The sequence below is a fragment of the Vitreimonas sp. genome, from assembly GCF_036392335.1.
Lineage (GTDB): Bacteria > Pseudomonadota > Alphaproteobacteria > Caulobacterales > Aquidulcibacteraceae > Vitreimonas.
Genome location: NZ_DASVYD010000067.1, coordinates 1 through 23848, shown reverse-complemented (window position 1 = coordinate 23848; position 23848 = coordinate 1). Strand labels below are relative to the sequence as shown.

Here is a 23848-nt window from a genome sequence, read left to right as displayed (position 1 = left end):
CGCTTCAATAATTTCTGCGTGCTGGAAAAAGATAAGCGCCGGGACGGTCGCGAAGAAGAGAAAGGCAGAACCCAAACGCCAGCGCGGAGCCGATCATCGAGGAGCCGCCGAACGAAATGAATGGCAGCGTCATGCCCTTGGCCGGCAGCAATGACAAGTTCACCGCGATATGGATCGCCGCCTGCGCGACCAACAGCGTCACCAGCCCTGCAGCCGCAAGTTGTTCGAACCCGTCGTTTAAACGGCTCGCGCGCGAAAGCCCGCGAAACGCCAGCACGAAGAAAACCGCAATCAATCCAAGCGATGCGATCAAACCAAACTCTTCGGCCGCAACCGCAAACACAAAATCCGCGTGCGCGTCCGGCAACGAGCGCTTGATCACGCCCTCGCCCGGCCCGCGACCAAATACCCCGCCCGCCGCGATCGCATCGAGCGCGCGATTGACCTGATACGCCGCGTCGCCTTCCGGATTGAGCCACGTATCCACGCGTTCCCGCGCGTGCGGGTAGAAACTGTAAATCGCCCACGCGCCCAACGCCGCCAACGCGCCGCCGCCCAGCAAATAGCGCAACGCGATGCCGGAGAGCATCAGCATCGGCGCCAAGCAGATCAGCAACAGCGCCGTCTGCCCCACGTCCGGCTGCGCCAGCAACGCCGCGGCCGCGAGCGCCATCAGCCCGAGCGACACAAGCCGCCCAGGGAACTTCGGTTGCTTCATGCTTTCGCTGAGCATCCATGCCCAGACTACGATCAAAGCGGGCTTCAGGATTTCGGATGGCTGAAAAGAAAAGACGCCAAAATCAAACCAACGCTGCGCGCCCTTCACTTCGGGCCCAAACAGCGCCGCCAACGCCGCGAGCGGCAGACACAGCGCCACAAGAATTGTTCCCGCGCGCCGGACCTGTTTCGGTTCCAACGCCGCAGCGCTCAGCATCACCAACAAACCAAGCGCCGCATAGGCCGCCTGCCGCGCCGCGAAATAGAACGCTTCCTCGATGCGAATACGCGCCGTCGCCGCAGGGCTTGCCGCCATCGAAAACAGAATGCCGGCCGCGAACAGGATCAGCGCGACGATGATCAGCGTGCGGTCGTAGCTGCGCACGCGGTCGATCGCCATGCCGAAACGATCGGCGATCGCGCTCAAGCCTTGCCCCCGCTGCGCTGCGGCGGCGCATCCTGGAGCGCGTTCACGTACTTGCGGAATTGATCGCCCCGATCCTCGTACGATTTGAACTGATCGAACGACGCGCACGCGGGCGACAACAATACCACCGGGTGCGGCTCGCCCGAGGCTTTCGCGTCGTTGAAAGCGAGCTTGACCGCCGCTTCCAGATTGCCGGCCATCGTCACCGGCACTTTGCCGCGCAGCACGTCGGAGAATTCGCCCGCCGATTGCCCAATCAGATAGGCCTTCGCCATGCGCGGAAAGAACGGCGCCAACTCATCGATGCCGCCATCCTTGGCCACGCCGCCGGCGATCCAATAGACGCGCGGATACACCGCCAACGCCTGCGCCGCCGCATTCGCGTTCGTCGCCTTTGAATCATTGATAAAGCGCACGCCCTCGATCGACGCGACGCGCTCCAAGCGATGCGGCAAACCGGGGAAGGTCGTAAACGCATGCGCGATCACGCGCGTATCGATGCCCAGCGCCGCCGCCGCCGCATAGGCGGCCGCCGCGTTCTGCGCATTGTGCTTGCCGGCCAACGCCGGCGCCTGCGCGAGATCGGCCACGATTTCAGAACGCCCGCTGCGCGCATCGATGATCTTGCCGTTCAACGCCGACACGCCGCGCCCCAGCGCCTGGCCCGAGGAAATCGGCGCCACGTGCTGTGCGCCCGCGCGCGTCAGCTCCGTGCACACCCGCGCGCAATAGGCATCGTCCACGCCGATGATCGCCCAATCGCCGGCGCCCTGGTTCAAGAAGATGCGCTTCTTGGCTTCGAGATACGCGGCCATGTCGCCGTGACGATCAAGATGGTCCGGCGTCAAATTCAGCCAGACCGCCGCATCCAGGCGCAGGCTCGAGGTCAGATCGAGCTGGTACGAGCTCAATTCAATCACATAATACGCGCCCGCATGCAGCGGCGGCTGATCCAGCAACGCGTCGCCAATATTGCCGCCGAGCCGCACGTCCTTGCCGGCTTCCTTCAAAATGTGCGCGATCAAAGCCGATGTCGTCGACTTGCCGTTCGTACCCGTCACGCCAATCAGTTTCGGCCGTTGTGTCGGCGGCAGCGCGTTCACCGCGCGCGCGAACAATTCGATGTCGCCCATGATCGGCACGCCGGTCGCCTCAGCCAGCGTCACCACACGATGCGGCTCAGGAAACGTCAGCGGCACGCCGGGCGACAGCACCAGCGCTGCGAACGTGCGCCAATCGCGACTGTTGATGTCGGAGACGGTCACGCCTTCCGCCGCCGCCTTCGCGCGCGAGACGTCGCTGTCGTCCCACGCGTGCACGCGCGCCCCGCCCGCGGCCAACGCCTTCGCCGCCGCAAGCCCCGTCCGGGCCAGCCCGAACACGGCGACGTCGCGTCCTTTGAATTCGGTGATGGGGATCATGGCTGTGCTTTGAGGCAATGGGCAGTAGGCAATAGGCAATAGTGGACCGGAGCGCCCATCGCCCCATTGCCCACGGCCCACTGCCTATTGCCTCGGTTCAAGAACACGCATCGCCCTCCAAAGAGCGACTTTCCTGCGCTGCTTCGCGGCGTTAACGCAAGATTACCGCGCAATCATCAGCGCAGCTTGAGCGTCGCCAAGCCTGCCATCGCGAAAATCGTCGAGATGATCCAGAAGCGGATCACGATCGTCGGCTCCTGCCAGCCGAGCTTTTCGAAATGGTGGTGCACCGGCGCCATCAGGAACACACGCTTGCCGGTGCGCTTGAACACCGCGACCTGGATCATCACCGAAAGCGTTTCGAGCACGAACAGACCGCCGACGATCGCCAGCACCACTTCATGCTTGCTCGCCACCGCTACCGCGCCCAGCAGGCCGCCCAGCGCCAGCGAGCCCGTATCGCCCATGAACACGCGCGCCGGCGGCGCATTGTACCAGAGGAAGCCCAGCGAGCCGCCCAGCAACGCGCCCAGAATCGTCGCCAACTCCCCGACGCCGGCGACGTGGGGAATGCCGAGATAGGATGAGTAATCGACGCGGCCGACGAGATAGCAAATCATCCCGAACGTGGCGGCGGCGATCATCACCGGAACGATCGCCAAACCATCGAGGCCGTCCGTCAAGTTCACGGCATTGCCAAAACCCGTGATCACGATCATCGCGAAGATGATGTAGAAGCCCAGAAGCTGCACGCCCCAACCCTGCACGAACGGCAGCGCCACCGCCGTCAGCGGGTCGCCATGCATCAGCGCATTGATGAAGCCCTGCACGTCATGGGTTTGGCCAGGCGTCGTCGCCACCCATTCCGCCACCAGCATGATCAGCACCGCAACCAGCGCCGTGCCGAATTCCGCGCCCAAGCGCACGCGGGCGGAGAGGCCGCCATGATGCTGTTTCGTCACCTTCGCGAAATCATCGATGAAGCCGATCGTGCCGAAGCTCAGCGTCACCAGCAGCACCGCCCACACATAGGGGTTTTCCAGATCCGCCCAGAGCAGCGATGAAATCCCCAAGCTGATCAGAATGATCAGCCCGCCCATCGTCGGCGTGCCCTTCTTTGTGAGCAAATGCCCTTCCGGGCCGTCGCTGCGGATCGGCTGGCCCTTGCCCTGCTTCTTGCGCAGCCAGGCAATGAACGGCGCGCCAATGGCGAACGCGATCACCATCGCCGTGAACATCGCGCCGCCGGTGCGGAAAGTGATGTAATTGAAGAGATTGAAGAATTGCGATTGATCTTCGAGTTGACCGAGAAGCTCGAGCATCAATTATCCCCACCGAGGCGCGACAGCGCTGCAACGACACGGCTCATTTTTGATCCGTTTGAGCCTTTGACGAGCACGATGTCTCCCGCCTGCAGCGATCCTGCAATCACTGGAATCAGCGCGTCCGCAGTTTCGGCATAGCCCCCGCGCAGGTTCGGCGGAAGCGCCTCCATAAGGGCGGCCATGCGCGGTCCCGCCGCGAATACGAGATCGACGCCCGCCTCCTGCAGCGGCGTCGCTAGGCCGGAATGATAGGCTTGCTCCTCCGGCCCGAGTTCCAACATATCCCCAAGCGCCGCAATGCGCCGTCCGCCGCCCGCCGGCTTGCGCGCGCCCAATGTGGAAAACGCCGCCGCCATCGAGGCGGGATTGGCGTTGTAGGAATCATCCACAAGCAAGAACGGCCCGAACGGCGCCGCAACGCGCGTCGCCACACCGCGCCCATCGAACGCGCGCAAATGCTCCAGCGCATGCGCCGCCGCATCGAGGTCAGCGCCAACGACATCCGCCGCCGCCAACGCCGCGACCGAATTCAACGCCCAATGCGCGCCTTCCACGCCGACGCGATAGCGGATCACGCGGCCCAGAATTTCCGCCTCCGCCGTCGAACCGGTGTCGTCCATGTCGAATTTCAGCAAACGCGCTTCGCACACAGCGTCACGGCCGAAACGGATCAGGTTCGCGCCATTGCGTTCCGCCGCCTCGATCAAACGGCTCGCGTGCGGCGCTTCGTTCGGCACCAGTGCTGCGCCCCCCGGCTCCAGCCCCGCATAGATGTCCCCCTTCTCGTCGGCGATCGCTGCGAGCGAACCCAAATTCTCCACATGCGCCGGCGCGATCGTCGTCACCAACGCCGCGTGCGGGCGCACGAGTTGCGTCAGCGGCAGAATTTCGCCGCGATGGTTCATGCCGATCTCGAACACGGCGAACCGGCTCTCCGCCGGCATGCGCGACATCGTCAGCGGCACGCCCCAATGATTATTGTAGCTCTTTACGCTGCGATGCGTTTGCCCGCTCGCGGAGAGACACACCGCCAACGCTTCCTTGGTCGATGTCTTGCCCACCGACCCCGTCACCGCCACGCGCTTGGCCGCCGAACGCTCGCGCGCCGCTTCACCCAGCTTGCGCAAACCGTCCAGCACGTCCGGCACAACAAGCGCCGGCCCCATGCCTTCGGCCTTGCTCGCATCCGAGATCAGCGCAGCCCCCGCGCCCGACACAAACGCCTGCGCCAGAAAATCATGCCCATCGCGCACATCTTTGAGCGCCACGAACAAATCGCCCGGCTCCAATGTGCGCGTATCGATCGAGACGCCGCCCGCGCTCCACTGATCGCCATTGATCAACCGGCCGCCCGTTGCGCGCGCCGCTTCCTGCGCGGTCCAAAGCTCACTCATGCTTAGCTCTCCAACGCCGCGCGCGCGACGTCCTGATCCGAGAAGGGATGCGTGACGCCTTTGATAATCTGCCCGGTCTCATGACCTTTGCCCGCGATCATCAGCGCATCGCCGGCTTTTAGCATCGCCACCGCTTCGCGGATCGCTTGCGCGCGATCGCCAATCTCCAGCGCGCCGGGCGTCGCCGCCAAAATCTGCGCCCGGATCGCAGCCGGATCTTCGCTGCGCGGATTGTCGTCCGTCACGATCACCACATCGGCATGCCGCGCCGCGATCGCGCCCATCTTCGGCCGCTTGCCCGCGTCGCGATCGCCACCGCAGCCGAACACGCAAATGATCCGCCCCGGCGCATGCGGACGCGCCGCGCGCAGCAACACATCCAAACCATCCGGCGTGTGCGCGTAATCAACAAACACATGCCCGCCGCTCTTGCTCTGGCCCACATGCTCCATGCGCCCCTTCACCGGCTTCAACTTCGCCATGCCGGCAAACGCCGCCTCCGGCGTCTCGCCCGTCGCCAGCGCCAAGGTCGCCGCGCACACCGCGTTCAGCGCCTGAAACTCACCAATCAGCGGCAGCTCGACGTCATATTCCTTGCCGTTCCACGTCAACGTCATCGATTGCGCATTCGGACGCGGCTGAATCTCCACGATCTTCAGCGCGTGATCGCGCGGCGCACGCCAGCCGCACAGGATCACATCCAGCCCGTTTTTCTTCGCGCCGGCCTCGAACGCAGCGCCTTCCGCCGCATCCGCATTCACGATCGCCGCGCCGCCATCCTTCACCAAAGCCCACAGCTTCAGCTTCGCCGCGCGATAGCTCGCCATGTCGACGTGATAATCCAAATGGTCTTGCGTGAGGTTCGTGAACGCCGCCGCCGCAAACGTCAGCCCATCGACACGATGCTGCTCCAAGCCATGGCTCGAGGCTTCCATCGCCGCATGCGTGACGCCATCGTCCGCGAGCGCCGTCAACGTCGCATGCACGGCCGCCGGATCAGGTGTCGTGTGCCCAAGATCAACGACACCGCTCGGCCCAATCGCGCCCAGCGTGCCCAAGCTTGCCGCGCGCTTGCCCGCATGCGTCCAGATCTGGCGCAAGAAATCGACCGTCGAGCTTTTGCCGTTTGTGCCCGTCACCGCCACGATGGTTTGCGGTCGGCGCGGATAGAAAGCTGACGCCGCCAGCGCAAACGCGTTGCGCGCATTCGCGGCGACGACATGCGCAATTCCCGGGTCGGCGTCCAGATCGCCCGCTGACAACACAGCCACAGCGCCATTCGCCTTCGCCTGCGCCACGTAATCGCGCCCATGCGCCGCAACGCCCGCCAGTGCCGCAAACAAAAAGCCCGGCTTCACCTTGCGCGAGTCCGCCGTCAGGCCGGTGATCTCAAGGGCGGCCGCGTCCGCCGGGACGCCGCCTTTAAACAAGTCGCCGAGTTTCATGCCCTCTCCCTAGCGCGGCTGCGCTTGCGGCTCCACACGCAAACCGAGCATGGGCGCTATGCGGCGCAGGGTGCGCGCCACAGCGGGCGCGGCCACGACGCCGCCTGCCTGATCGGCCCCCGCGCCGTCGAGCGCGAGCACGATCACATAACGCGGGTCATTGGCCGGAAATACGCCTGCAAAAGAGGAAAAATTGCGATCGGACGTATAGGCGCCCGTCGTGTCGCGCGTCTCCGCGGTGCCGGTTTTGCCCGCCACCAACAGCCCCGGCACGTCCGCCGCCCGCCCGGTGCCGTCCGTCACCACCGCGCGCAAATAGACCAGCATCTGGCGCGTCACGTCTGTGGAGAATACCGGCGTGCGCTCCACCGGCGCATCCGGCGCACGCGCAATCAAGGTCGGCTCGACGCGCGCGCCCTGGTTCGTGAAGACTGTATAGGCGCCCGCCAGCGCCACCGGCGACGACGCCAGCGCATAGCCAAAGCCGCGCCCGGCAATGTCACGCCGCGCCGTCAAATTCGGCGCGATCGGTTCGCCATTGCGCCCAATCTGCAGCCGCGCCGCGCGCGTCAGCCCCAAGCGATCGAGATAATCGCGCTGCCGGGCGCCGCCGATCCGCAAGGCCAATTGCGCCGCACCGATATTGGAGGAGTGCGCCAAAATCTCGCGCAAGCTCGCCGGCCCATCGATCGGATGCTCATCACTAATCGGTCGGCCGCCCAGATTGAGCGGACGGTTCAAATCGAACACTTCGCCGCTCGTCGTCACCTGCTCTTGCAGCGCCATCGCCACCGTGAACGGCTTGATGGTCGAGCCCAATTCATAAACCCCGCCCGCGACGCGATCCAAACGCTGCGCCTCGCGCGCGCTGCCGGCTTGGTTCGGATCAAAGCGGGGCCACGACGCCAAAGCATAGGTCTCGCCGGTGCGCCCATCCAAAATGATCGCGGCCGCCCCCGTCGCGCCCACGCGCCGCGCGGCGAGATCGAGCTCTTCCTCCAGCGCATATTGCATGCGCACGTCGAGCGAGAGCCGCACGCTCCGCCCCTCCGCGCCTGCCGCGCGGATTTGCTCATCCATGCCGCGCTCGACGCCCGCGAGCGGCCGCAAATCGACGTCGGTGAATCCAATCGTATGCGCCGCGAGTTGGCCTTGCGGATAGACCCGGCGGTTTTGGTTCTCGAACACGATGCCGGCGAGGCCGAGCGCTTGCACTTCGTCGCGTTGGTTCGGCGTTAAACCTTGGCGCAGCCACACGCGGTTGACCGTCGTATCGCTCAAACGACGGATCACTGTCGCGCGATCCAGTCCCGGAAACACAGTGCGTAGCGCATCCGCCGTTTCCGCTGCATTCCAAACATTGCGCGGCTCCGCCGCCAGCACATAGGCGCGCACCGTTGTGGCCAACAATTCGCCGTTGCGATCGACAATATCGGCGCGCGGCGTTGCGGCCACCGCCACGTTGCGGCGCGGCTCCGCCAACGGGTCGCCGGAGAACGCGAGCTGCACCGCGCGCCCCGCAAGCAACAGCAGCACCGCGAAAATCCCAATCGCCAACAGCCGCACGCGATTGCGCGCCGGCGCCGCTTCACGCGGATCGCGCGCATCCATCGCCTCAGCGTCTCTGGTCGCGAACGGCCTCACTCCTCGGCCTTCGTCCTGCGCGGCGCCGGCAAATGCTGATCCATCGCCGAAGCCGGCAACGCCGCACTCTCGCTGCCCACGCTCATGCCCAGATGATTTTCGGACATCTCTTCCACGCGCGCCGGGCTTTCCAGATGCGCGATCTCAGCCCGCAGCGCCCGCAGGCTGGCTTCGGTTTCTTCCACTTGCTGCTCAAGCTGGCGCACATGGCGCTGCGTTTGCGCGGCGTCGGTCTTGGCTTTGTAGAGCCCCACCGCCAGCACAATGATCAGCACACCCGCCGCGATCTGCAGCGTGCGAATTAGTTGAGCTTTGTCCATTCCGCCTCCGCCTTCGGCGCCAGCGCCGGCGGTTCGAGTTCGTCCCACGCCGGCGCATCCGTACGCACGGCCCAGCGCAAACTGGCCGAACGCGCACGCGGATTGCGCGCCGTTTCGTCATCGCTCGGCGCCGTTGCGCGCTTGCGCTCCAACACAAAGCTCGGCGCACGCTCCGGCGGCAAATCCGGCATGAAGCGCGAGCCGCGCCCCTGCGCGTCCGCGCGCGCGGCGATGAATTGCTTCACCATGCGGTCTTCCAGCGAATGGAAGGACACCACCACCAAACGTCCGCCGGGCTTCAGCGCCCGCTCCGCCGCCGACAAGCCGCGCGCCAATTCGCCCAACTCATCGTTCACCAGCATGCGCAACGCTTGAAACGTCTTCGTCGCCGGATGCGTGCGCGCGCCGCGCCGTCCGCCCACCGCCTTCTCAACCAAATCCGCCAGCTGCAGCGTACGGGTAATCCGTCCCGCCGCGCGCGCCTGCACGATCGCGCGCGCAATGCGGCGGCTCTCATCGTCTTCGCCGTAATTGTAGATCAGGTCCGCCAACGCGACTTCGCTCATGCCGTTCACGGCGTCGGCGGCGCTGGGGCCATCCTTCTCCATGCGCATGTCGAGCTCCGCGTCCTGCTGAAACGAGAACCCGCGGTCGGCCTGGTCGAGCTGGAACGAGGAAACGCCCAAATCGAACACCACGCCGTCCACCAATTCGTCGGGCGCCAGATCACCAAACCGACCTTGCAGAAGCGTGAAGCGCTGTGGCTCCTCAGAGATTAACGCCGCCCCGCGCGCGATCGCGTCCGGATCGCGGTCATAGGCGATCACCCGGCAATTCGCCCGACCCAGCATCTGGCGCGAATACCCGCCCCCGCCAAACGTCGCGTCGACATAAACGCCCCCGTCCCGAAGGGCGAGCGCGTCCATCGCTTCTGCGAGGAGGACGGGAGCGTGACTCATCGCGCGAACCTAAGCCGAGTCCGGAAATCAAAATACCAGTCGGCCTGTAAGCCGGGTTCTGTTCCTCTTTCGAGGTGACGACCATTCCTCTGGACCATGCGTCGCCGCATGGTTCTCGCGACCTACCCGGATGCACGCCCACGGACGGGCTCGCACGCCTTACGGCGCCGCTGCATCCCTATTCGGTCTTGCTCCCGACGGGGCTTGCCGTGCCGCCTTCCTTACGGTCGGCGCGGTGGGCTCTTACCCCACCGTTTCACCCTTACCTTCGAGCCGAAGCTCTCCGGCGGTCTGTTCTCTGTGGCGCTATCCCTGAGGTTACCCTCGGCGGGCATTACCCGCCGCCGTATCCGCGTGGAGCCCGGACTTTCCTCGAACGCGCCGTTTCCAGCATGCGCCCGCGGCCGCCCGGCCGACTGGTGACGCGAATGTAATGCCTTTAAGTCACGCCCGCCAGCAGCTTGCGCGTCTCTTCGTCCAGCACGCCGTCTATTTGATGCGGGCGAAACCGGCGCTGGAACGCCATCAGCGCGGCCCGCGTCGCCGCGTCGATGAAGCCGCTGGCCTGCACATTGTACCCAAACACCGCGAGTTGCTGCTGGGCGTGGGCGACATATTCATCGTCCGGCAGGTCAAGCCCGCTGGGATGGGGCCAGATCGAAACCCCGGAATCCGCGAGCTTCTTCCATGGAAATTTCTCGCCCGGGTCGAGCTTGCGCTCCGGCGCGACGTCCGAATGCCCCACCACGCGTGCGCGCGTGAGCGACCAACGCGCCATGATCTCGCGCAGCAACACGATCAGAGCCTCGATCTGCGCCTCGGGAAAATTCGGCAGGCCGAAATCATGCCCGCCATTGACGATCTCAATACCGATGGCGCGATGGTTCACATCGCCTTCGCCATCCCAGCTCGACGCGCCCGCATGCCAGGCGCGATGCTCCTCGGCGACCAGGCGATAGACCGTCCCGTCTTCAGCGACGACATAATGCGCTGAGACTCGGCCGAGCGGCGCGTCAGGCTCCACCTCCGCGCTCTGCCATGGGCCCGGATACTTGCCCGCCACCGGGGCCGGATCGGTCAACCGCGCCAACGCGGTCTCGGCGTCCTGCATGCCCGTATAATGCAACACAATGAGATCGATCGGGCGCGTACGCGCGTCGAAATTGGGCGAGGGGCGATCGATGACTTTCAAAGCGCGCTCACCTTAGGGCGACTCGCGCCTTTTGGCTTAGTTCCGTGTCGAGAAGGTTTCGACCACCCAGCCATCGGGCGTGCGCCGCGCCTCCAGCGTTTCCGGTCCGCTCGCGCCCGGCGCCGGCCGCTTGCGCGCCGGCCACAAGCGCATCGCCAGAGCCGCGCCAGCGATCATCAGGCCGACCACCAGGGCCGCAAAGAAGGCAAACACGAGCGCCAGGGCCGCGCCCAAAGCCAGAACCAGCAGCCCCGTCGCGCGCAAGAACGCGCCCAAAGCGTTGGAGCCAAAGTCCGTGGCGGTCGCGTTCATTCCTAGCAACTCCTTGGCAACGAATATGGACCCTGAAGCTGGCGGATCAATGCGGCGTGCTTGCGGCGGGCCGTCGCGACCCTTCACCGCTCAAATTACCTGCAATCTTCCCGCCAGGGCAGTGGAATCAAGCACGCCTTAACCAATCTCCGGTTTTGTCCCAGACACGGAGGGGGACATATGCTCAAAGAATTCCTGGGCCGGCGTCAGCTGGCGACCAAGATCACGCTGGCCGGCGCGAGCGCCGTGGCGCTGTTCATCGCGGTCGGCTCTGGCACGGCGGCCTGGGTTGTGGAAAGCACGGCCGTCGAAGGCGCCCAGGAAACCGCGGACATCGCCGCCGGCGAAGCCGCCTCCGAGGTTGAGGCCCAATTCGAACGCCCCATCGGCCTCGCCGCCGCCATGCGCGACGCCATCTCCGCCGCCCAAGCCGCCGGAATCGCCGATCGCGAAGTGCACAACCGCCTGATGCGCGAGACGCTGATCGCCCACAACGAATTGCTCGGCACTTGGACAGGCTGGGAGCCCAACGCCTTCGACGGCCGCGACAGCGATTATATCGGCGCCAACGGCCACGACGGCACTGGCCGCTTCGTTCCCTATTGGCACCGCGCCGGCAGCGACATCGCGATCGCGCCGCTTGAGAGTTACACCGTGCCGGGCGACGGCGATTATTATCAACTCGCCTTCAACTCGCATCAGCCCGTGCTGATCGAGCCCTATGTCTATCCGGTCAACGGCGTCGACACGTTGATCACGTCGGTCGCCCTGCCCATCATGCGCGGGGACAGCGCCTACGGCGTCGCCGGCGTCGATATCGCGCTCGACAAGCTGCAGGAGAGCCTCAATCAGATGGACGTGCCGTTCGATGGCCGGCTCTCGGTCATCTCCGGCAATGGCCTCTACATCTACCACCCGGATTCCGCGCTTCTCGGACAAAGCGCCGGCGAAATTGGCGACATCCAAGCCGACGTGCAACGCCTGCACGACGAGCAACTCGGCGACATCATGCGTATCGAGCGCGCCATTCAGTTTGCGGACTTCAACGTCAATTGGCGCGTGCGTGTCGACCTTCCGGTCAGCGCCGTGATGGCCAATGCGCGCTTGATCGAAATGGTGCTGCTGTTCAGCGCACTGGCCATGATCGCCGGCCTCGCCTTCACGCTGAAGATCGCCGCCGGCCGCATCGTCGGCCGCCCGCTGCAGCAATTGTCCGACGACATGAGCAAAATCGCCCAAGGCGACCTCGCCATGCCGCCGCCGCGCGCCCCGCGCGCCGACGAGGTCGGCAAGATGCAGGAAGCCGTCGACGTGTTCCGCCAGAACGCCATCGACCGCGTGCGTCTCGAAGGCGAAGCCGCCGCGCAACGCCGCCAAGCCGAAGAAGAACGCGCCCGCAACGACGCCGAGCGCCAGAAGTCGGAGGCCGAGCAGCGCACTGTCGTCGAAGCCCTCGCCGACGGGCTCGCCAAGCTCGCCAAGGGCGATCTGCGCTTTGCCGTCAACAAGCCGTTCGCCGGCCAATACGAACAGCTGCGCAAGGATTTCAACGCCGCGATCGCACAATTGCGCGAAGCCATGAGCGTGATTTCCATGAACTCCGACGGCATCCGCTCCGGCGCCGGCGAAATCAGCCAAGCCGCCGACGATCTGTCGCGCCGCACCGAACAACAGGCGGCCTCACTGGAAGAAACCGCCGCCGCGCTCGATGAAATCACCGCCACCGTCGCCCGCTCCGCCACCGGCGCCAACAAGGCCAACGAAACCGTGCACTCGGCCAAGGCCAACGCCGAACACGGCGGCAAGGTGGTGCGCGAAGCCATCGAGGCGATGAGCGAGATCGAGGAATCCTCGCGCCAGATCACGCAAATCATCGGCGTGATCGACGAGATCGCGTTCCAGACCAATTTGCTTGCGCTCAACGCCGGCGTTGAAGCCGCGCGCGCGGGCGAAGCCGGCCGCGGCTTCGCCGTCGTCGCCATGGAAGTGCGCGCCCTGGCGCAGCGCTCTGCGGAGGCGGCGAAAGAGATCAAGAGCCTCATCGCCCGCTCCAGCGAGCAAGTCGAGAGCGGCGTCGCCCGCGTCGGCGAAACCGGTCAAGCGCTCACGGGCATTGTCAGCCAAGTGGCCGAGATCAGCGCCCTCGTCGGCGAGATCGCGACCTCCGCGCAGGAACAAGCGACCGCCCTTGTGCAGATCAACGCCGCCATCAATCACATGGATCAAGCCACGCAGCAGAACGCGGCGATGGTGGAGCAAAGCACCGCCGCCTCGCACTCGCTTGCGCGCGAAGCCGACGAATTGGCGTCGCTGGTCGCGCGCTTCGAATTGGGTGATCAAATGCGCGAGCGTTCGGCCGCTTAAACTCGGACCGCCGGCGGTCCGAGCATTACTCCGCCGTCTCGCTCAACTCTTCGCGGATCATCGCATAAGCAGCGTTGATCGCCGCCGTCTTCTCGCGCGCGATCTGCACGAATTCCGGCGGCGCGCCGCGTTGCGTCATCCGGTCGGGATGGTTCTCGGCCGCCATGCGCCGCCAAGCGTGGCGCACTTCGTCCATTGTTGCGCCGGGCAAGAGCCCCAAGATCGCGTACGGATCGCCCGCCTCGGGGCCGAGATTGGTCGCCTTGATGCGGCGGAATTCCATCTCGCTGAAGCCGAAATGGCTGGCCACCTCGGCCAGATAATCAATCTCCGCCTGGGTCACGATCCCGTCGGCGGCGGCGATATGGAACAGCCCGTCGAGCACATCTTCGAGCAGGCACGGCCGCGCCCGGTACTTTCGGCCAATCTGTTTGGCATAGGAATCAAATCCCAGCACCGTTTGATTGGCGATGTGGAAAGCGCGACGGAACGCGGCCTCTTCGCCCGGCGGCGGACGAAACACCTCCGCGGCGGCGAACATCTCCGCCTCCTCCGCTTTCCCGTCGACCTTCGCCATTTTCGCCGCCAGCCCGATCACGGCCGCGGTGAAGCCCACGTCATTCGGACGCGGCGCACATTCCTCTGCGAATTCAGGCGGATCGGCTTCCGGATCGAAAGCGCGCGCCGCCATCTCAACGATGCTGGACCATACCGACATGCCGCCATTATCGCCGTTCGCGTCACGCCACGCAAAGGGTCGGCTGTCGATAAAGGCCGCGCCTCCGTCGCAGTGCGCGATCAAGCTCGCGTGAAACCGGCCGCCAGCGCACGGCGTTGAACCGCTATGAAGCACTCATCCGCACTCCGCGTCGTGCTGCTCGCCAGCATTCTGGCGTGTGCGCCGCCCGCCATCGCCCAAACCGGCGCCCAAACCGTCGCCCAAACCGGCGAACGCTTCCTCATCGCCGAGGTCGTCGATCCGAATCCGCAAGGCGACGTGCTCGAGGTCGCCGCCGCCACCGGCCAATTCACGCGCTTCCTCGAAGCCGTGGAAGCGGCGGGCTATGCGGAGACACTGCGCGGCGAAGGCCCCTTCACGCTGTTTGCCCCCACCGACGCCGCGTTCGCGCAAATGAACCCGCGCGAAATGCAGCGGCTGATGGACCCGCGCAATCGTGAAGAATTGCTCGCGCTGCTCGCCTATCACGTGGTGCCCGAACGGGTGACAACGGAATCCCTCGCCGGTCGCGTCGTGCGCCCGGAATCCTCCACCGGGCATCGGGTGGAGATCGACGCCAGCGACGGTTTGCGCGTCAATGACCAGCTCGTCGTCATGCAAGACATCGAAGCTTCCAACGGCGTTATCCAAGGCATCAACACCGTGCTCGCGCCGCCAACGATGATCGCCAGCCGCTAATGGCCCAGCGAGCGGATTTCGTTGTTCGCCGCGCGCAAGCGCTCAGCGAAGTCGCGACTGAGATTAGCGAAAATGGTCAGCAGCAAACTTGGATGCGTTTGCGAGAGCCCCATCAACTCTTCGATCGAGAAGCCGTAGGCAATCACACGCCCGTCCGCCAGCACATCGGCGGAGCGGGGGCTGCCGTCGAGCAGCGCCATCTCACCCACGCATCCGCCCGCGCCAATCGTCGCCACCCGCACCGTGCGCGCGCCGGGTAAAGTGAGCTGCACGCGCGCCGCCCCTTGCGCGATCACGAAGAACAAGCGCCCCGCTTCGCCCTCGCGCACCATATGCCGCCCGCTTTCGAAAACAAACGGCTTGGCCAACGCTTCCAACGCTTGCAGATCGCCCGCACTCAGCCCCGCAAACAAATCGATGCTCTTCAGCGCAAAGCGCGATGGCCCGCCATGCGCGCCTTCCACGGCAATCAACGCATTCTCGCAGAACTCCAACGCTGCATCGCGATCCGCAAACAGCGTGTTGGCGCGCGCATGCGGCGCAAGCGCTTCCGCCAAGGCGCCTTGCGCGTGCGCGAAAATCAACGCGCCGGGCTTAGCCTTCGCAAACTGCCGCGCCAACAGTGCACACGCCGCAGCGTCCGCATCATAAACACGCCGCAGATCGACGATCAGCCAATCTGCCTCGATTTCACCGATTCGACGCACCAAGCGCTCCGCCGCGCCAAAGAACAAAGCGCCCTGCGCCTCGATCAGCGCAATCCGCGCGCCCTCGCGCGCCAGCACTTCGCGCTCGGCGCTATTGCGGGCGCGCTTTGAACGCACCGCTTGGCCCGTCGCTTCCGCGCGCACTGCCGCACTATTGTTTGGGGCCACGCGAAACGCATGCAGACCAAAATCCGCGGCGATGCGCTTGCAGGCCGCGATCGCCCGCACTGAATTGCCAAATCGATCCAGCGGCGGCGCGTAAGCGCTGATCCCGGCCTGTCCCGGTATGATCGCCGCAATCGAACCGGACACCCCGCTCTTCGCTGGAATGCCCACCTCATATGACCATTGCCCCGCATAATTGTACATGCCGCACGAATGCATCACGGTCAGCACGTCGGGCACATATTCCGCCGCCAACGCCCGTTCGCCGCTGATCGGATTCACGCCGCCATTCGCCAACGTCGCCGCCATCACGGAAAGGTCGCGCGTCGTCACCAGCACTGAGCATTGGCTGAAATAGAGATCGAGAATTTCATCCGCGTCGCCGGAGATCATCTCCGCCTGCCGCATGATCGCCGCGATCACCCGATTGCGCGCGCCGGTGTCCCGCTCGGACTGAAACACGGCTTCATCGAACTTGAGCTTGCGCCCCGCGAAGCGTGACAAAAGATCAAGCACGACTTGCCGTCGCGCTTTGTAGCCCTCGCCCTGCACCAGGGCGGTCACTGCGATCGCGCCCGCATTGACCATGGGATTGAACGGGCGGTTGTTCACCTCATCCATCACCGTCGAATTGAACGCATCGCCGGTCGGCTCCACGCCGACATGTTTCAGCACCGCCTCACGCCCGTAAGTCTGCAACGCCAAGCCATAGAGAAACGGCTTCGACACCGATTGGATCGTGAACGGCAAATCCGCATCGCCGACCGCATAGGTCTTGCCATCAAGCGCCGTGATCGCGATCGCAAGCGCCGCCGGATCGGATTTCGCCAATTCCGGAATGTAGGTCGCGACCTCGCCGCCCTCGATGCGGCGAACCTCTTCGAGCAAATCCGTCAGATAGGCGCTCAGCGGCATTGCGCACGCCTCCCCGCATGCGCCCAGACGCTAATCCCCGCGCTGGAGTCGCGAGAAGTCTGTGATTTCAGCGAAAGGTGCGCTTGCCGCTATTTTGGGCGCCGATTTCAGGCCGGCGGCGCAGCGCCGCCACGCAATGCCGCGACTTCCGCCCGCAGCGCCCGCACCTCCTCCAGGATGCGCGCCTGCACCACCGCGGCGTCTTCCTGCGCGATGGCGATGTCTTCGACATCTTCCTGCACTTCTTCGATCTCTTCCTTGATCTCTTCTTGGGGCGCTGCCTGCACCGCCTCGACGATGACGCCGATGAAGAGATTGAGCACCGCGAACGCGGCGATGATCGTGAAGCCGATCACGTAAATCCACGCGTACGGATTTTGTCCCTGCAGACGCTGGATCGTGTCGCCCCATCCATCGAATTGCGAGAGCGCGAACAGCGACAGCATCGCCACGCCCAAATCGCTGAAGCCCGGATCGTCATGGAACAGCGTCGTGCCCATCACGGCCGCGATGTAGAAAACCACGGCCAGGATCGCGAACGACGCGAGAATACCCGGCAGCGCGCTGAACAACGCCTCCACCACGCGCCGCATCTGCGGCACCGCGCTCACCAAACGGAAAACCCGCACCACCCGCAGCGTCCGCAGTGCGGAGATCGCCGGATTCACCGCGATATAGCTCAGGCCAATGACAATGATGTCGAACCAATTCCAGCCGCTTGAGAAATAGCGACGCGGCCCTTGCGCAAAGAACTCGAGCACAAGCTCAGCGGTGAAAATCCAGAGGAAGTACATGTTCCACAACTCGATCTGGTCGTGGAATTGCGATTGCTCGCCGTAATGCGCGTCGTAGCCCAGGATCGCCGCGTTCGCGACGATGCAGAGCAAGATGAACGTGTCCCAGAACACGTTGCGGGTCAGCCAGCGGAACAACGGAATGCCGCCACGATCCTTGCGCTTCGCTCTTCTGCGTGCTGGCGCTTGTGCGCCCATGGCTGCGCCTTCTGCGCTTGCGGCCGCGTCGGTCATATCAATCCCCTCGCCGCCGGCGTCCCAATTCCGGCGCGCGCGGAAACTAGCGCGGTTTGCGCGAACGAGGAAAGTTTTTGAGGGGGCGCTTAGCCGACTGGAATGGCCGCTTCGCTTGCGCTCGCCGAGGCCTGTTGCGCCAAGGCCGCAGCCTGGGCCTGCGCCTCGGCCGTCAGCACGTTCAGAATGAAGCCCTGCACATTGTAGCGGCGCACGCCCCATTGGCGGGTCGGGATATTCCAGACCTGCACTTCGCTCCAATCGCCGGCTTCGGACACGTCGCGCACCGGCACGTCGCGCGTGATCTCGCCCGCGTTCAGCCAATTGGCATGATCGACGATGATCATGCGCGGCGACACCACTTCCGTCACCACGGCCACGTGACCGCGCGCTGTGGTGTTATAGCCTTCAAGCACAAGCACGGCGCGTTCTTCCGGCGCTTGCGACGTCTCATAGCGCCCGGCGGCCTGACGCCACCACGTATTGGCGTTGCCGTAAATCTCGACGCCGGATTCATTGCGCGCGAACGGCACGCATTGCAGGCGCGCACGGCGGTTCGTGACCCGCGCCACCGGCTCGTACGCTTCATCGGGCGCACGCTCAAACGCGACCGGCGCGAGCGTGGCGTGTTCAGAGGGCCCCTCGGCGACGCTCGGGTCGATGGCCAAATCCATCGACAACGGCGTCAGCGCGTCTGCCTCGGTCGGCGCGGCGGCGAAGCCGGCGATCGCCGCGGCAGCGACGAGAAGCGCTTTGGTATCCAACATGGCCCCAGGCCCAGGCGAGGCATTGCCCCAATCTGGGACACACAAACACGCCAAGGCGGTTAAAGAAAGCCTAATCGGCCAGCTGAACTCTTCGCAATGTAGAGATCATATGGTGAATATTCGCCAACTAGACTACATCTAGACATAGGCGCTGGGTAATATTGGTTAATTCTGCGACGTTAAGACATCAACAAATCTTAACGGCCCGGCGGAGCACTTAGCTGCGTAATTCCGCCATCAGCGTGAACGGATGGATGAAGCCCTCGGCGACATACACCCGCCCGCCCCAATGGCCGCCGGGGATATGCCAAACCCGCACCTGGCTCCAATCGTTGTCCGGCGAGACGTCGATCACCGGTACGCCGACGCTGATTTCGCCATTGTTCAGCCAATTGGCCTGATCGACCCGAATGATCCGGCTCGATTCCACATGCGTGACCACCGCAACGTGACCGCGCGTGGTCGTGTTGAATCCGCGCGTCACCAGCACAGCACCGGGCGCCGGCGAATTCGAGCGCGGATAACGCCCAGCGGCTTGGCGCCACCACGTATTGGCGTCGCCATAGATCTCGACACCGGATTGTTGCCGCGCGAACGGCACGCATTGCAGGCGCGCGCGCGCATCGGCCACGCGCGGCGGCGAGTCGGGATCAAACGGCGGCCGCGGCAGGCCGGCGATATTGCCATGGCGACCGAGCGCGCTCGAACTGATCGGCGCGGGGGTCGAGGCGCAGGCGGTCAAAACCGCCGCCATCAGTCCGAGCGCCAGCGCCCGGACCGTCCGGTGGGTCCACAGAATCGACATTTCGGAGGCGATCCTAACCCATGAGGGTTGGGATTGAATAAATGCGCCCCGGCGCCGCAGCGGCCGGCCTTGACCCAGAGGCGCAAAGCGGGCCACCGGGTCTATCCACAATGTCTGGCGTCAAGACTTCCGAAATCATTGTCCGGCCCTGCTTCCAGCAGGACCTGCAATACGTGCAGCTGATCTACGCCCATCATTGTCTTACCGGCACGGGGACCTTTGAGATCGAGCCGCCGTCCTTGGAAGAAATGACCGAGCGCTGGGGCAAGATCGTCGATCGCGGCTGGCCCTTTCTGGTCGCCTCCCCGCCCAGCGATTTCAGCCGCGTCTTGGGCTTCTGTTACGCCGCCCAATTCCGCGACCGCGCGGCCTATTCCAAGACCTTCGAGGTCTCGATCTACACAGCGCCAACCACGATGCATCAAGGCGTGGGCAGCCAAATGCTTGCGCAACTCCTAACAACGCTCCGCGATGACGGCGTGCGCGAGGTGCTCGCCGTCATCGGCGATTCCCACAACGCCGCCTCCATCGGCCTGCACCAGAAGCTCGGCTTCCGCCGCGTCGGCACGATGACCAATGTCGGCGAGAAATTCGGCCGCCTGCTCGACGTCGTCATCATGCAGCGTTCGCTGCCCGCGAAAGACGCTGGCGGCTGATTACGCCGCCGCTTCTGCAGGCGCCCGCCAGCGCGATTAAGGACTCGATAACCAAACTGACTGCACCCTTCATGTTAGGTCAGGAGGGATCGCGATGCTCTTACGTAAGCTCGTGGTCGTTGGGTTAGCAGGGTTCTTTAGTCTCGCGGCCAATATCGCTACCGCCGAAGATGCGGTCGGGCCGAACGCTTCCTTCGTTGGCGTCCATGACGTCGACTTCTCCGATCCCAATCAGCCGCTGGCTGGGGATCGTTTCGCGCTCGACATCGGCGCCGGCGACGCGCCCCGCTTCGGTCTCGCGACGCAAACACCGACAGATTCCTTCAATCCCGATTTCCGGCGGTACGAAGTGGCTGTCGTCGCGCGCGCCACGTCCGACATCGACGTCGCCTTCGCGCAAAGCGGCGCTTTCGGGTTCAACGACGACGGCGATCTCGAGCGCCGGTCGCAAGGTTCAGAATTGCGCTTGGGCCGGCGTCTGGCGAATTTGCGCGAGCAATCGCGCGAACCGCAGCTTGAAGGATCCTGGTATCTGTTCGCGGCATCCGAAGACGAAGCGCTCACCTGGAGACCAGGCGGCCGCAACGAATTCGGCGGCTCGTCTTCGTCCTTCGCCCTGCAAGATCGCGTGGAAATCGGCGATATGCAGGCCGGCGTCACCTACGAATCCAATGGCTGGCAGGCCTCCTTCGCGTATGTTGAGCGCGAGTACAGCATTCGCACCGGCTCACGCAGAGTGTCCGGCGAGGAGGCGTTCACCGGCTTTACCTTAACCATGCGCCACTAGCGCGGACTGTCTTCGCAGGCGCACAAAGCCTTAACAATGTACGGAACCTGTGGCAGCCATTGTGCATTGCTGCTTCGTAGGCTCACAGGGACGAGGCTGTCATGGGTGGAAGAAGCTTTCTCCGCACGGCTTTGATCGCTAGCTCCGCGCTGGCGTTGACTGCGGTCGGCGTCGCAACCGCCCAAGAAGCGCTGGCGCCGGGCCAAATTGATTTCACCGATCCAGCCGCCGCCCTGTCTCAACCGGAGACGCCGCCCGTCGCGGTCGATGTCCGCGACGGTCTCCGCCCCCGCTTTGCTGCGCCTGCGCTAACCTCGGACAATGAAGAACCCCGCCGCCTCGAACTCGAGCTCGCGGCCGGCGGCGGCGATTCCCCGTTGGACGTCGCCATCGCCCAACGCGCCACGCTCGGGGCCAACCGCAATGGCGACCTCGATCGCAGCGGCCGCGGTGCAGAAGTCCGCATCGGCCAAGGCCTGATCGAGCGCCGCGACGCGGCCGGCGACACGCGCTCGGTTTACATGTTTGTGGCCTCCGAGGACGAAGCCCTCACTTGGCAACCGGGCGTGCGCAATGAATTCGGCGGCAGCGGCGCCTCGGTCGCGCTGCAAGACCGGGTCGAAGTCGGCGATCTCTCCGCCGGCGTGACCTATGAGCGAAACGGCGTCCAGGCCTCGCTGGCCTATGTCGAGCGCGAGGAAAGCACCCGCGTCGGTCGGCAGAATTTCAACCAGGACCAGAGTTTTACCGGCGTCACCGTCACCATGCGCCGCTGAGCGCGGGCCGCTAAAGTAAACCTGCATTGGTCTTGCATCGGCCCGGGCCATGGCCCTGCCGAGCTTCAAATCCCCAAGCTTTAAAGATCAGGTCCGCGCGCAGCGCCGCCGTCGCGCCGTCGCGGAATTCCGCCGCCGGCTCTGGATTCGCCGTTGGTTCCTGGTGCGCGCCGCCGCCATCGTCACCGCGGCCTATCTGATCGCGAAATGGATCGCGGCCTAATTCTCCACAACTCCCCGCCCCTCGCCGGCTTGGCCGCGCCCTGAATCATTGCATGGTCCCGACCGGCGGCTGGTAACCTTTTCGAAAGGCGACTCGCGCCCAACTAGTCTAGATATGGTGGCCAATGCGCCGCTAAATCCCTACATCTAGGCGACGTTCCGGACTGGAGACGATTTATGGCTGGCGTAAACGGGGAAAAATTGACGGGCCTTCGGACCCCCTCGATCGGCTACAAGCCGTTCCGTTACCCGTGGGCGTATGAATTCTGGCGCCGCCAGCAGCAAGTGCATTGGATGCCCGAAGAAGTCCCGCTCGGCGAGGACGTGAAGGATTGGGCGTCCAAGCTCAACGACCAGGAGCGCAACCTCCTCACCCAAATCTTCCGCTTCTTCACCCAAGCGGACGTCGAAGTGAACGACAATTACATGGAGCGCTATTCGCGCGTCTTCAAACCCACCGAAATCAAGATGATGTTGGCGGCGTTCTCCAACATCGAGACCGTGCACATCGCCGCCTACGCGTTGCTGCTTGAAACCATCGGCATGCCGGAAACCGAATTCGAGGCGTTCCTCGATTACCAGGCCATGCGCGACAAGCACGATTACATGGGCACATTCGGCGTCGAGACCGACGAAGACATCCTGCGCACGCTCGCCATGTTCGGCGCCTTCACCGAAGGTCTGCAGCTCTTCGCCTCGTTCGCGATGCTGATGAACTTCCCGCGCTTCAACAAGATGAAGGGCATGGGTCAGATCGTGACCTGGTCGGTGCGCGACGAAAGCTTGCACTGCGAAGGCATGATCAAGCTGTTCCACGCTTATGCCAAAGAGACGAACGCGCTCACGCAATCCGTGAAGGACGACATCGTCGAATGCTGCCGCACCGTCGTCGGCATCGAGGATCGCTTCATCGATCTCGCGTTCGAGATGGGCCCCGTTCAAGGCATGACGCCGGACGATATTAAGCAATACATTCGCTACATCGCCGATTGGCGCTTGGGCCAACTGGGCCTGCCGAAAATCTACGGCGTCACCGAACACCCGATCCCGTGGCTGACGGCGATCTTGAACGGCGTCGAACACGCCAATTTCTTCGAAGCCCGCGCCACCGAATATTCTAAGGCCGCCACCAAAGGCGAATGGCACGGCGGCGAAGGCGTCTGGGCCAATTTCGATCAGCTCATGGAAAAGCGCAAAGCCGCGGGCTAACGCCTCGGATCTCACCTCTCCCCCGCGAGGGGGAGAGGTTGTCCGCTGAAGCTTAGCGAAGCCGGGCGGATTCAAAATGAAGCCCAACATGCGGGCTTCCCCCACATCAATCCCCCCTTCGGACCGCCGGCTTCCAGCCGGCATCCCTCTTTGCGCCTGCAAATCCTTTGATGGTCCTGGCCTTTCCAATGCCCGGGCTTGAAGCCTGCGGTCCGCGCAAGCGATTCTATTCAACCGCTCCCACCCGCCTCGATACTGGCCGGCATGGACGACGCGCTCACGCTGCCCCTTGCCGATATCTGGACCCGCACCCGAGCCATGTTCGCGCGGTTGCGTTCGCTGATCGGCGCCAAGCAATGGCTGAACGCGCTCGAAGCCTTGGCGCGCAAACTGATATTCTTGGAAGCTCTGGCGCTCGCGCCGGCCGAACCCAAGCCGCCGCCGCTGCCGCTGCATGTGCGTCAAATGCAGAAGATCCAGTTTCAGATGCAGCGCACGCCTGCGCCCATCGCGCGCGTCAAGGCCTACGCCTTTCGCCTCTGGCCGCACGCCAAACCGCATCCCGCGCGCATCAGCTTGCTCGGTGCGCCGACCTCGCGCTTCGAAGCCGAATATCTCGAACGCCGCCGTCTGCAAATCGAGCGCCTCAAACAAGGCCGCGCCAATCGCTTGCCTGAACCGCAGCGTCTCATCCGCCGCATCCATGCGCTCGGCCACGTGTTCGAAAAGCCGCTGCTCTACGCCAAGCGCTTGGCGCGCAAACTGGCCAAAGCCAGCAAGAGCTTCATCGCCAAAGTCGCGCTGAAGCGCCAACCGCGCTCGGTTTATGTCGACGGCCGCCTCCAAGGCGACGCCGGCAAACTCTGCTGGCTCG

General features: G+C 64.4%; 23 protein-coding genes and 1 other RNA gene. 8 read left to right on the top strand and 16 right to left on the bottom strand.

Annotated elements, in window-relative coordinates; translation table 11 throughout:
- Window positions 1-4: 4 nt before the first annotated feature.
- The 11 genes from VF769_RS16040 to VF769_RS15990 form a co-directional block, all read right to left on the bottom strand.
- A complete protein-coding gene (locus VF769_RS16040; protein ID WP_331009437.1) occupies window positions 5-1144 on the bottom strand; it encodes an FtsW/RodA/SpoVE family cell cycle protein in 1140 nt (379 codons plus the stop codon).
- On the bottom strand, window positions 1141-2565 hold the full coding sequence (gene murD / locus VF769_RS16035) for a UDP-N-acetylmuramoyl-L-alanine--D-glutamate ligase (protein WP_331009436.1): 1425 nt from the start codon (window positions 2563-2565) through the stop codon (window positions 1141-1143). Before murD ends, VF769_RS16040 begins: the two co-directional genes overlap by 4 nt.
- Window positions 2566-2741: 176 nt before the next feature.
- A complete protein-coding gene (gene mraY, locus VF769_RS16030) occupies window positions 2742-3887 on the bottom strand; it encodes a phospho-N-acetylmuramoyl-pentapeptide-transferase (protein WP_331009435.1) in 1146 nt (381 codons plus the stop codon).
- The gene (locus VF769_RS16025) at window positions 3887-5284 is read right to left on the bottom strand and encodes a UDP-N-acetylmuramoyl-tripeptide--D-alanyl-D-alanine ligase (RefSeq protein ID WP_331009434.1); all 1398 of its coding nucleotides are present in this window, start codon (window positions 5282-5284) and stop codon (window positions 3887-3889) included. Before VF769_RS16025 ends, mraY begins: the two co-directional genes overlap by 1 nt.
- A 2-nt stretch (window positions 5285-5286) precedes the next feature.
- Complete coding sequence (locus VF769_RS16020) at window positions 5287-6729, bottom strand: UDP-N-acetylmuramoyl-L-alanyl-D-glutamate--2,6-diaminopimelate ligase (RefSeq protein ID WP_331009433.1); 1443 nt, start codon at window positions 6727-6729, stop codon at window positions 5287-5289.
- A gap of 9 nt (window positions 6730-6738) precedes the next feature.
- The gene (locus tag VF769_RS16015) at window positions 6739-8373 is read right to left on the bottom strand and encodes a penicillin-binding protein 2 (protein ID WP_331009432.1); all 1635 of its coding nucleotides are present in this window, start codon (window positions 8371-8373) and stop codon (window positions 6739-6741) included.
- Window positions 8370-8693: a cell division protein FtsL gene (ftsL, locus tag VF769_RS16010; RefSeq protein ID WP_331009431.1), complete on the bottom strand. Its 324-nt coding sequence runs from the start codon at window positions 8691-8693 to the stop codon at window positions 8370-8372. The genes VF769_RS16015 and ftsL overlap by 4 nt, the downstream gene beginning before the upstream one ends.
- Window positions 8675-9652 (bottom strand): 16S rRNA (cytosine(1402)-N(4))-methyltransferase RsmH, encoded by a 978-nt coding sequence (gene rsmH / locus VF769_RS16005; RefSeq protein WP_331009430.1) that lies wholly within the window; start codon window positions 9650-9652, stop codon window positions 8675-8677. The genes ftsL and rsmH overlap by 19 nt, the downstream gene beginning before the upstream one ends.
- Window positions 9653-9683: 31 nt before the next feature.
- Window positions 9684-10072, bottom strand: an RNA gene (gene rnpB / locus VF769_RS16000) — RNase P RNA component class A.
- Window positions 10073-10091: 19 nt separating this feature from the next.
- The gene (locus tag VF769_RS15995; RefSeq protein ID WP_331009429.1) at window positions 10092-10844 is read right to left on the bottom strand and encodes an N-acetylmuramoyl-L-alanine amidase; all 753 of its coding nucleotides are present in this window, start codon (window positions 10842-10844) and stop codon (window positions 10092-10094) included.
- 36 nt (window positions 10845-10880) lie between these two features.
- A complete protein-coding gene (locus VF769_RS15990) occupies window positions 10881-11156 on the bottom strand; it encodes a hypothetical protein (RefSeq protein ID WP_331009428.1) in 276 nt (91 codons plus the stop codon).
- Between the two features lie 180 nt (window positions 11157-11336).
- Here VF769_RS15990 and VF769_RS15985 point away from each other — a divergent pair, with 180 nt between their 5' ends.
- On the top strand, window positions 11337-13520 hold the full coding sequence (locus tag VF769_RS15985; protein ID WP_331009427.1) for a methyl-accepting chemotaxis protein: 2184 nt from the start codon (window positions 11337-11339) through the stop codon (window positions 13518-13520).
- Window positions 13521-13545: 25 nt separating this feature from the next.
- Here the strand turns inward: VF769_RS15985 and VF769_RS15980 are convergent, their stop codons facing one another.
- Window positions 13546-14238 (bottom strand): DnaJ family molecular chaperone, encoded by a 693-nt coding sequence (locus VF769_RS15980; protein WP_331009426.1) that lies wholly within the window; start codon window positions 14236-14238, stop codon window positions 13546-13548.
- A 126-nt stretch (window positions 14239-14364) separates the two neighbouring features.
- Between VF769_RS15980 and VF769_RS15975 the strand changes: the two genes are divergently transcribed.
- Entirely contained in the window at window positions 14365-14937 is a 573-nt protein-coding gene (locus VF769_RS15975) for a fasciclin domain-containing protein (RefSeq protein ID WP_331009425.1), read from the top strand.
- Here VF769_RS15975 and glsA read toward each other — a convergent pair.
- The 4 genes from glsA to VF769_RS15955 all read right to left on the bottom strand — a co-directional run bounded on the left by glsA (window position 14934) and on the right by VF769_RS15955 (window position 19324).
- Window positions 14934-16724 (bottom strand): glutaminase A, encoded by a 1791-nt coding sequence (gene glsA / locus VF769_RS15970; protein ID WP_331009424.1) that lies wholly within the window; start codon window positions 16722-16724, stop codon window positions 14934-14936. The two genes, VF769_RS15975 and glsA, sit on opposite strands and share 4 nt — an antisense overlap.
- Before the next feature lie 107 nt (window positions 16725-16831).
- On the bottom strand, window positions 16832-17752 hold the full coding sequence (locus VF769_RS15965; protein ID WP_331009423.1) for an ion transporter: 921 nt from the start codon (window positions 17750-17752) through the stop codon (window positions 16832-16834).
- An 89-nt stretch (window positions 17753-17841) separates the two neighbouring features.
- Window positions 17842-18519, bottom strand: a complete 678-nt coding sequence (locus VF769_RS15960; RefSeq protein ID WP_331009422.1) for a CHAP domain-containing protein — start codon at window positions 18517-18519, stop codon at window positions 17842-17844.
- 217 nt (window positions 18520-18736) lie between these two features.
- The gene (locus tag VF769_RS15955; RefSeq protein WP_331009421.1) at window positions 18737-19324 is read right to left on the bottom strand and encodes a CHAP domain-containing protein; all 588 of its coding nucleotides are present in this window, start codon (window positions 19322-19324) and stop codon (window positions 18737-18739) included.
- A 110-nt stretch (window positions 19325-19434) separates the two neighbouring features.
- Here VF769_RS15955 and VF769_RS15950 point away from each other — a divergent pair, with 110 nt between their 5' ends.
- The 6 genes from VF769_RS15950 to VF769_RS15925 form a co-directional block, all read left to right on the top strand.
- Entirely contained in the window at window positions 19435-19980 is a 546-nt protein-coding gene (locus tag VF769_RS15950) for an N-acetyltransferase family protein (RefSeq protein ID WP_331009420.1), read from the top strand.
- Between the two features lie 94 nt (window positions 19981-20074).
- Window positions 20075-20767, top strand: a complete 693-nt coding sequence (locus tag VF769_RS15945; protein WP_331009419.1) for a hypothetical protein — start codon at window positions 20075-20077, stop codon at window positions 20765-20767.
- A gap of 101 nt (window positions 20768-20868) precedes the next feature.
- Window positions 20869-21543 carry a hypothetical protein gene (locus VF769_RS15940; protein ID WP_331009418.1) on the top strand — a complete coding sequence of 225 codons (675 nt, stop codon included), beginning with the start codon at window positions 20869-20871 and terminating at the stop codon, window positions 21541-21543.
- A 49-nt stretch (window positions 21544-21592) separates the two neighbouring features.
- On the top strand, window positions 21593-21766 hold the full coding sequence (locus tag VF769_RS15935; protein ID WP_331009417.1) for a hypothetical protein: 174 nt from the start codon (window positions 21593-21595) through the stop codon (window positions 21764-21766).
- Window positions 21767-21942: 176 nt separating this feature from the next.
- Window positions 21943-22974, top strand: coding sequence for a ribonucleotide-diphosphate reductase subunit beta (locus VF769_RS15930; protein ID WP_331009416.1), 1032 nt, complete (start codon window positions 21943-21945; stop codon window positions 22972-22974).
- A 264-nt stretch (window positions 22975-23238) separates the two neighbouring features.
- Window positions 23239-23848, top strand: a 610-nt coding sequence (locus VF769_RS15925; RefSeq protein WP_331009415.1) for a hypothetical protein, incomplete at its 3' end; no start/stop codon positions are given.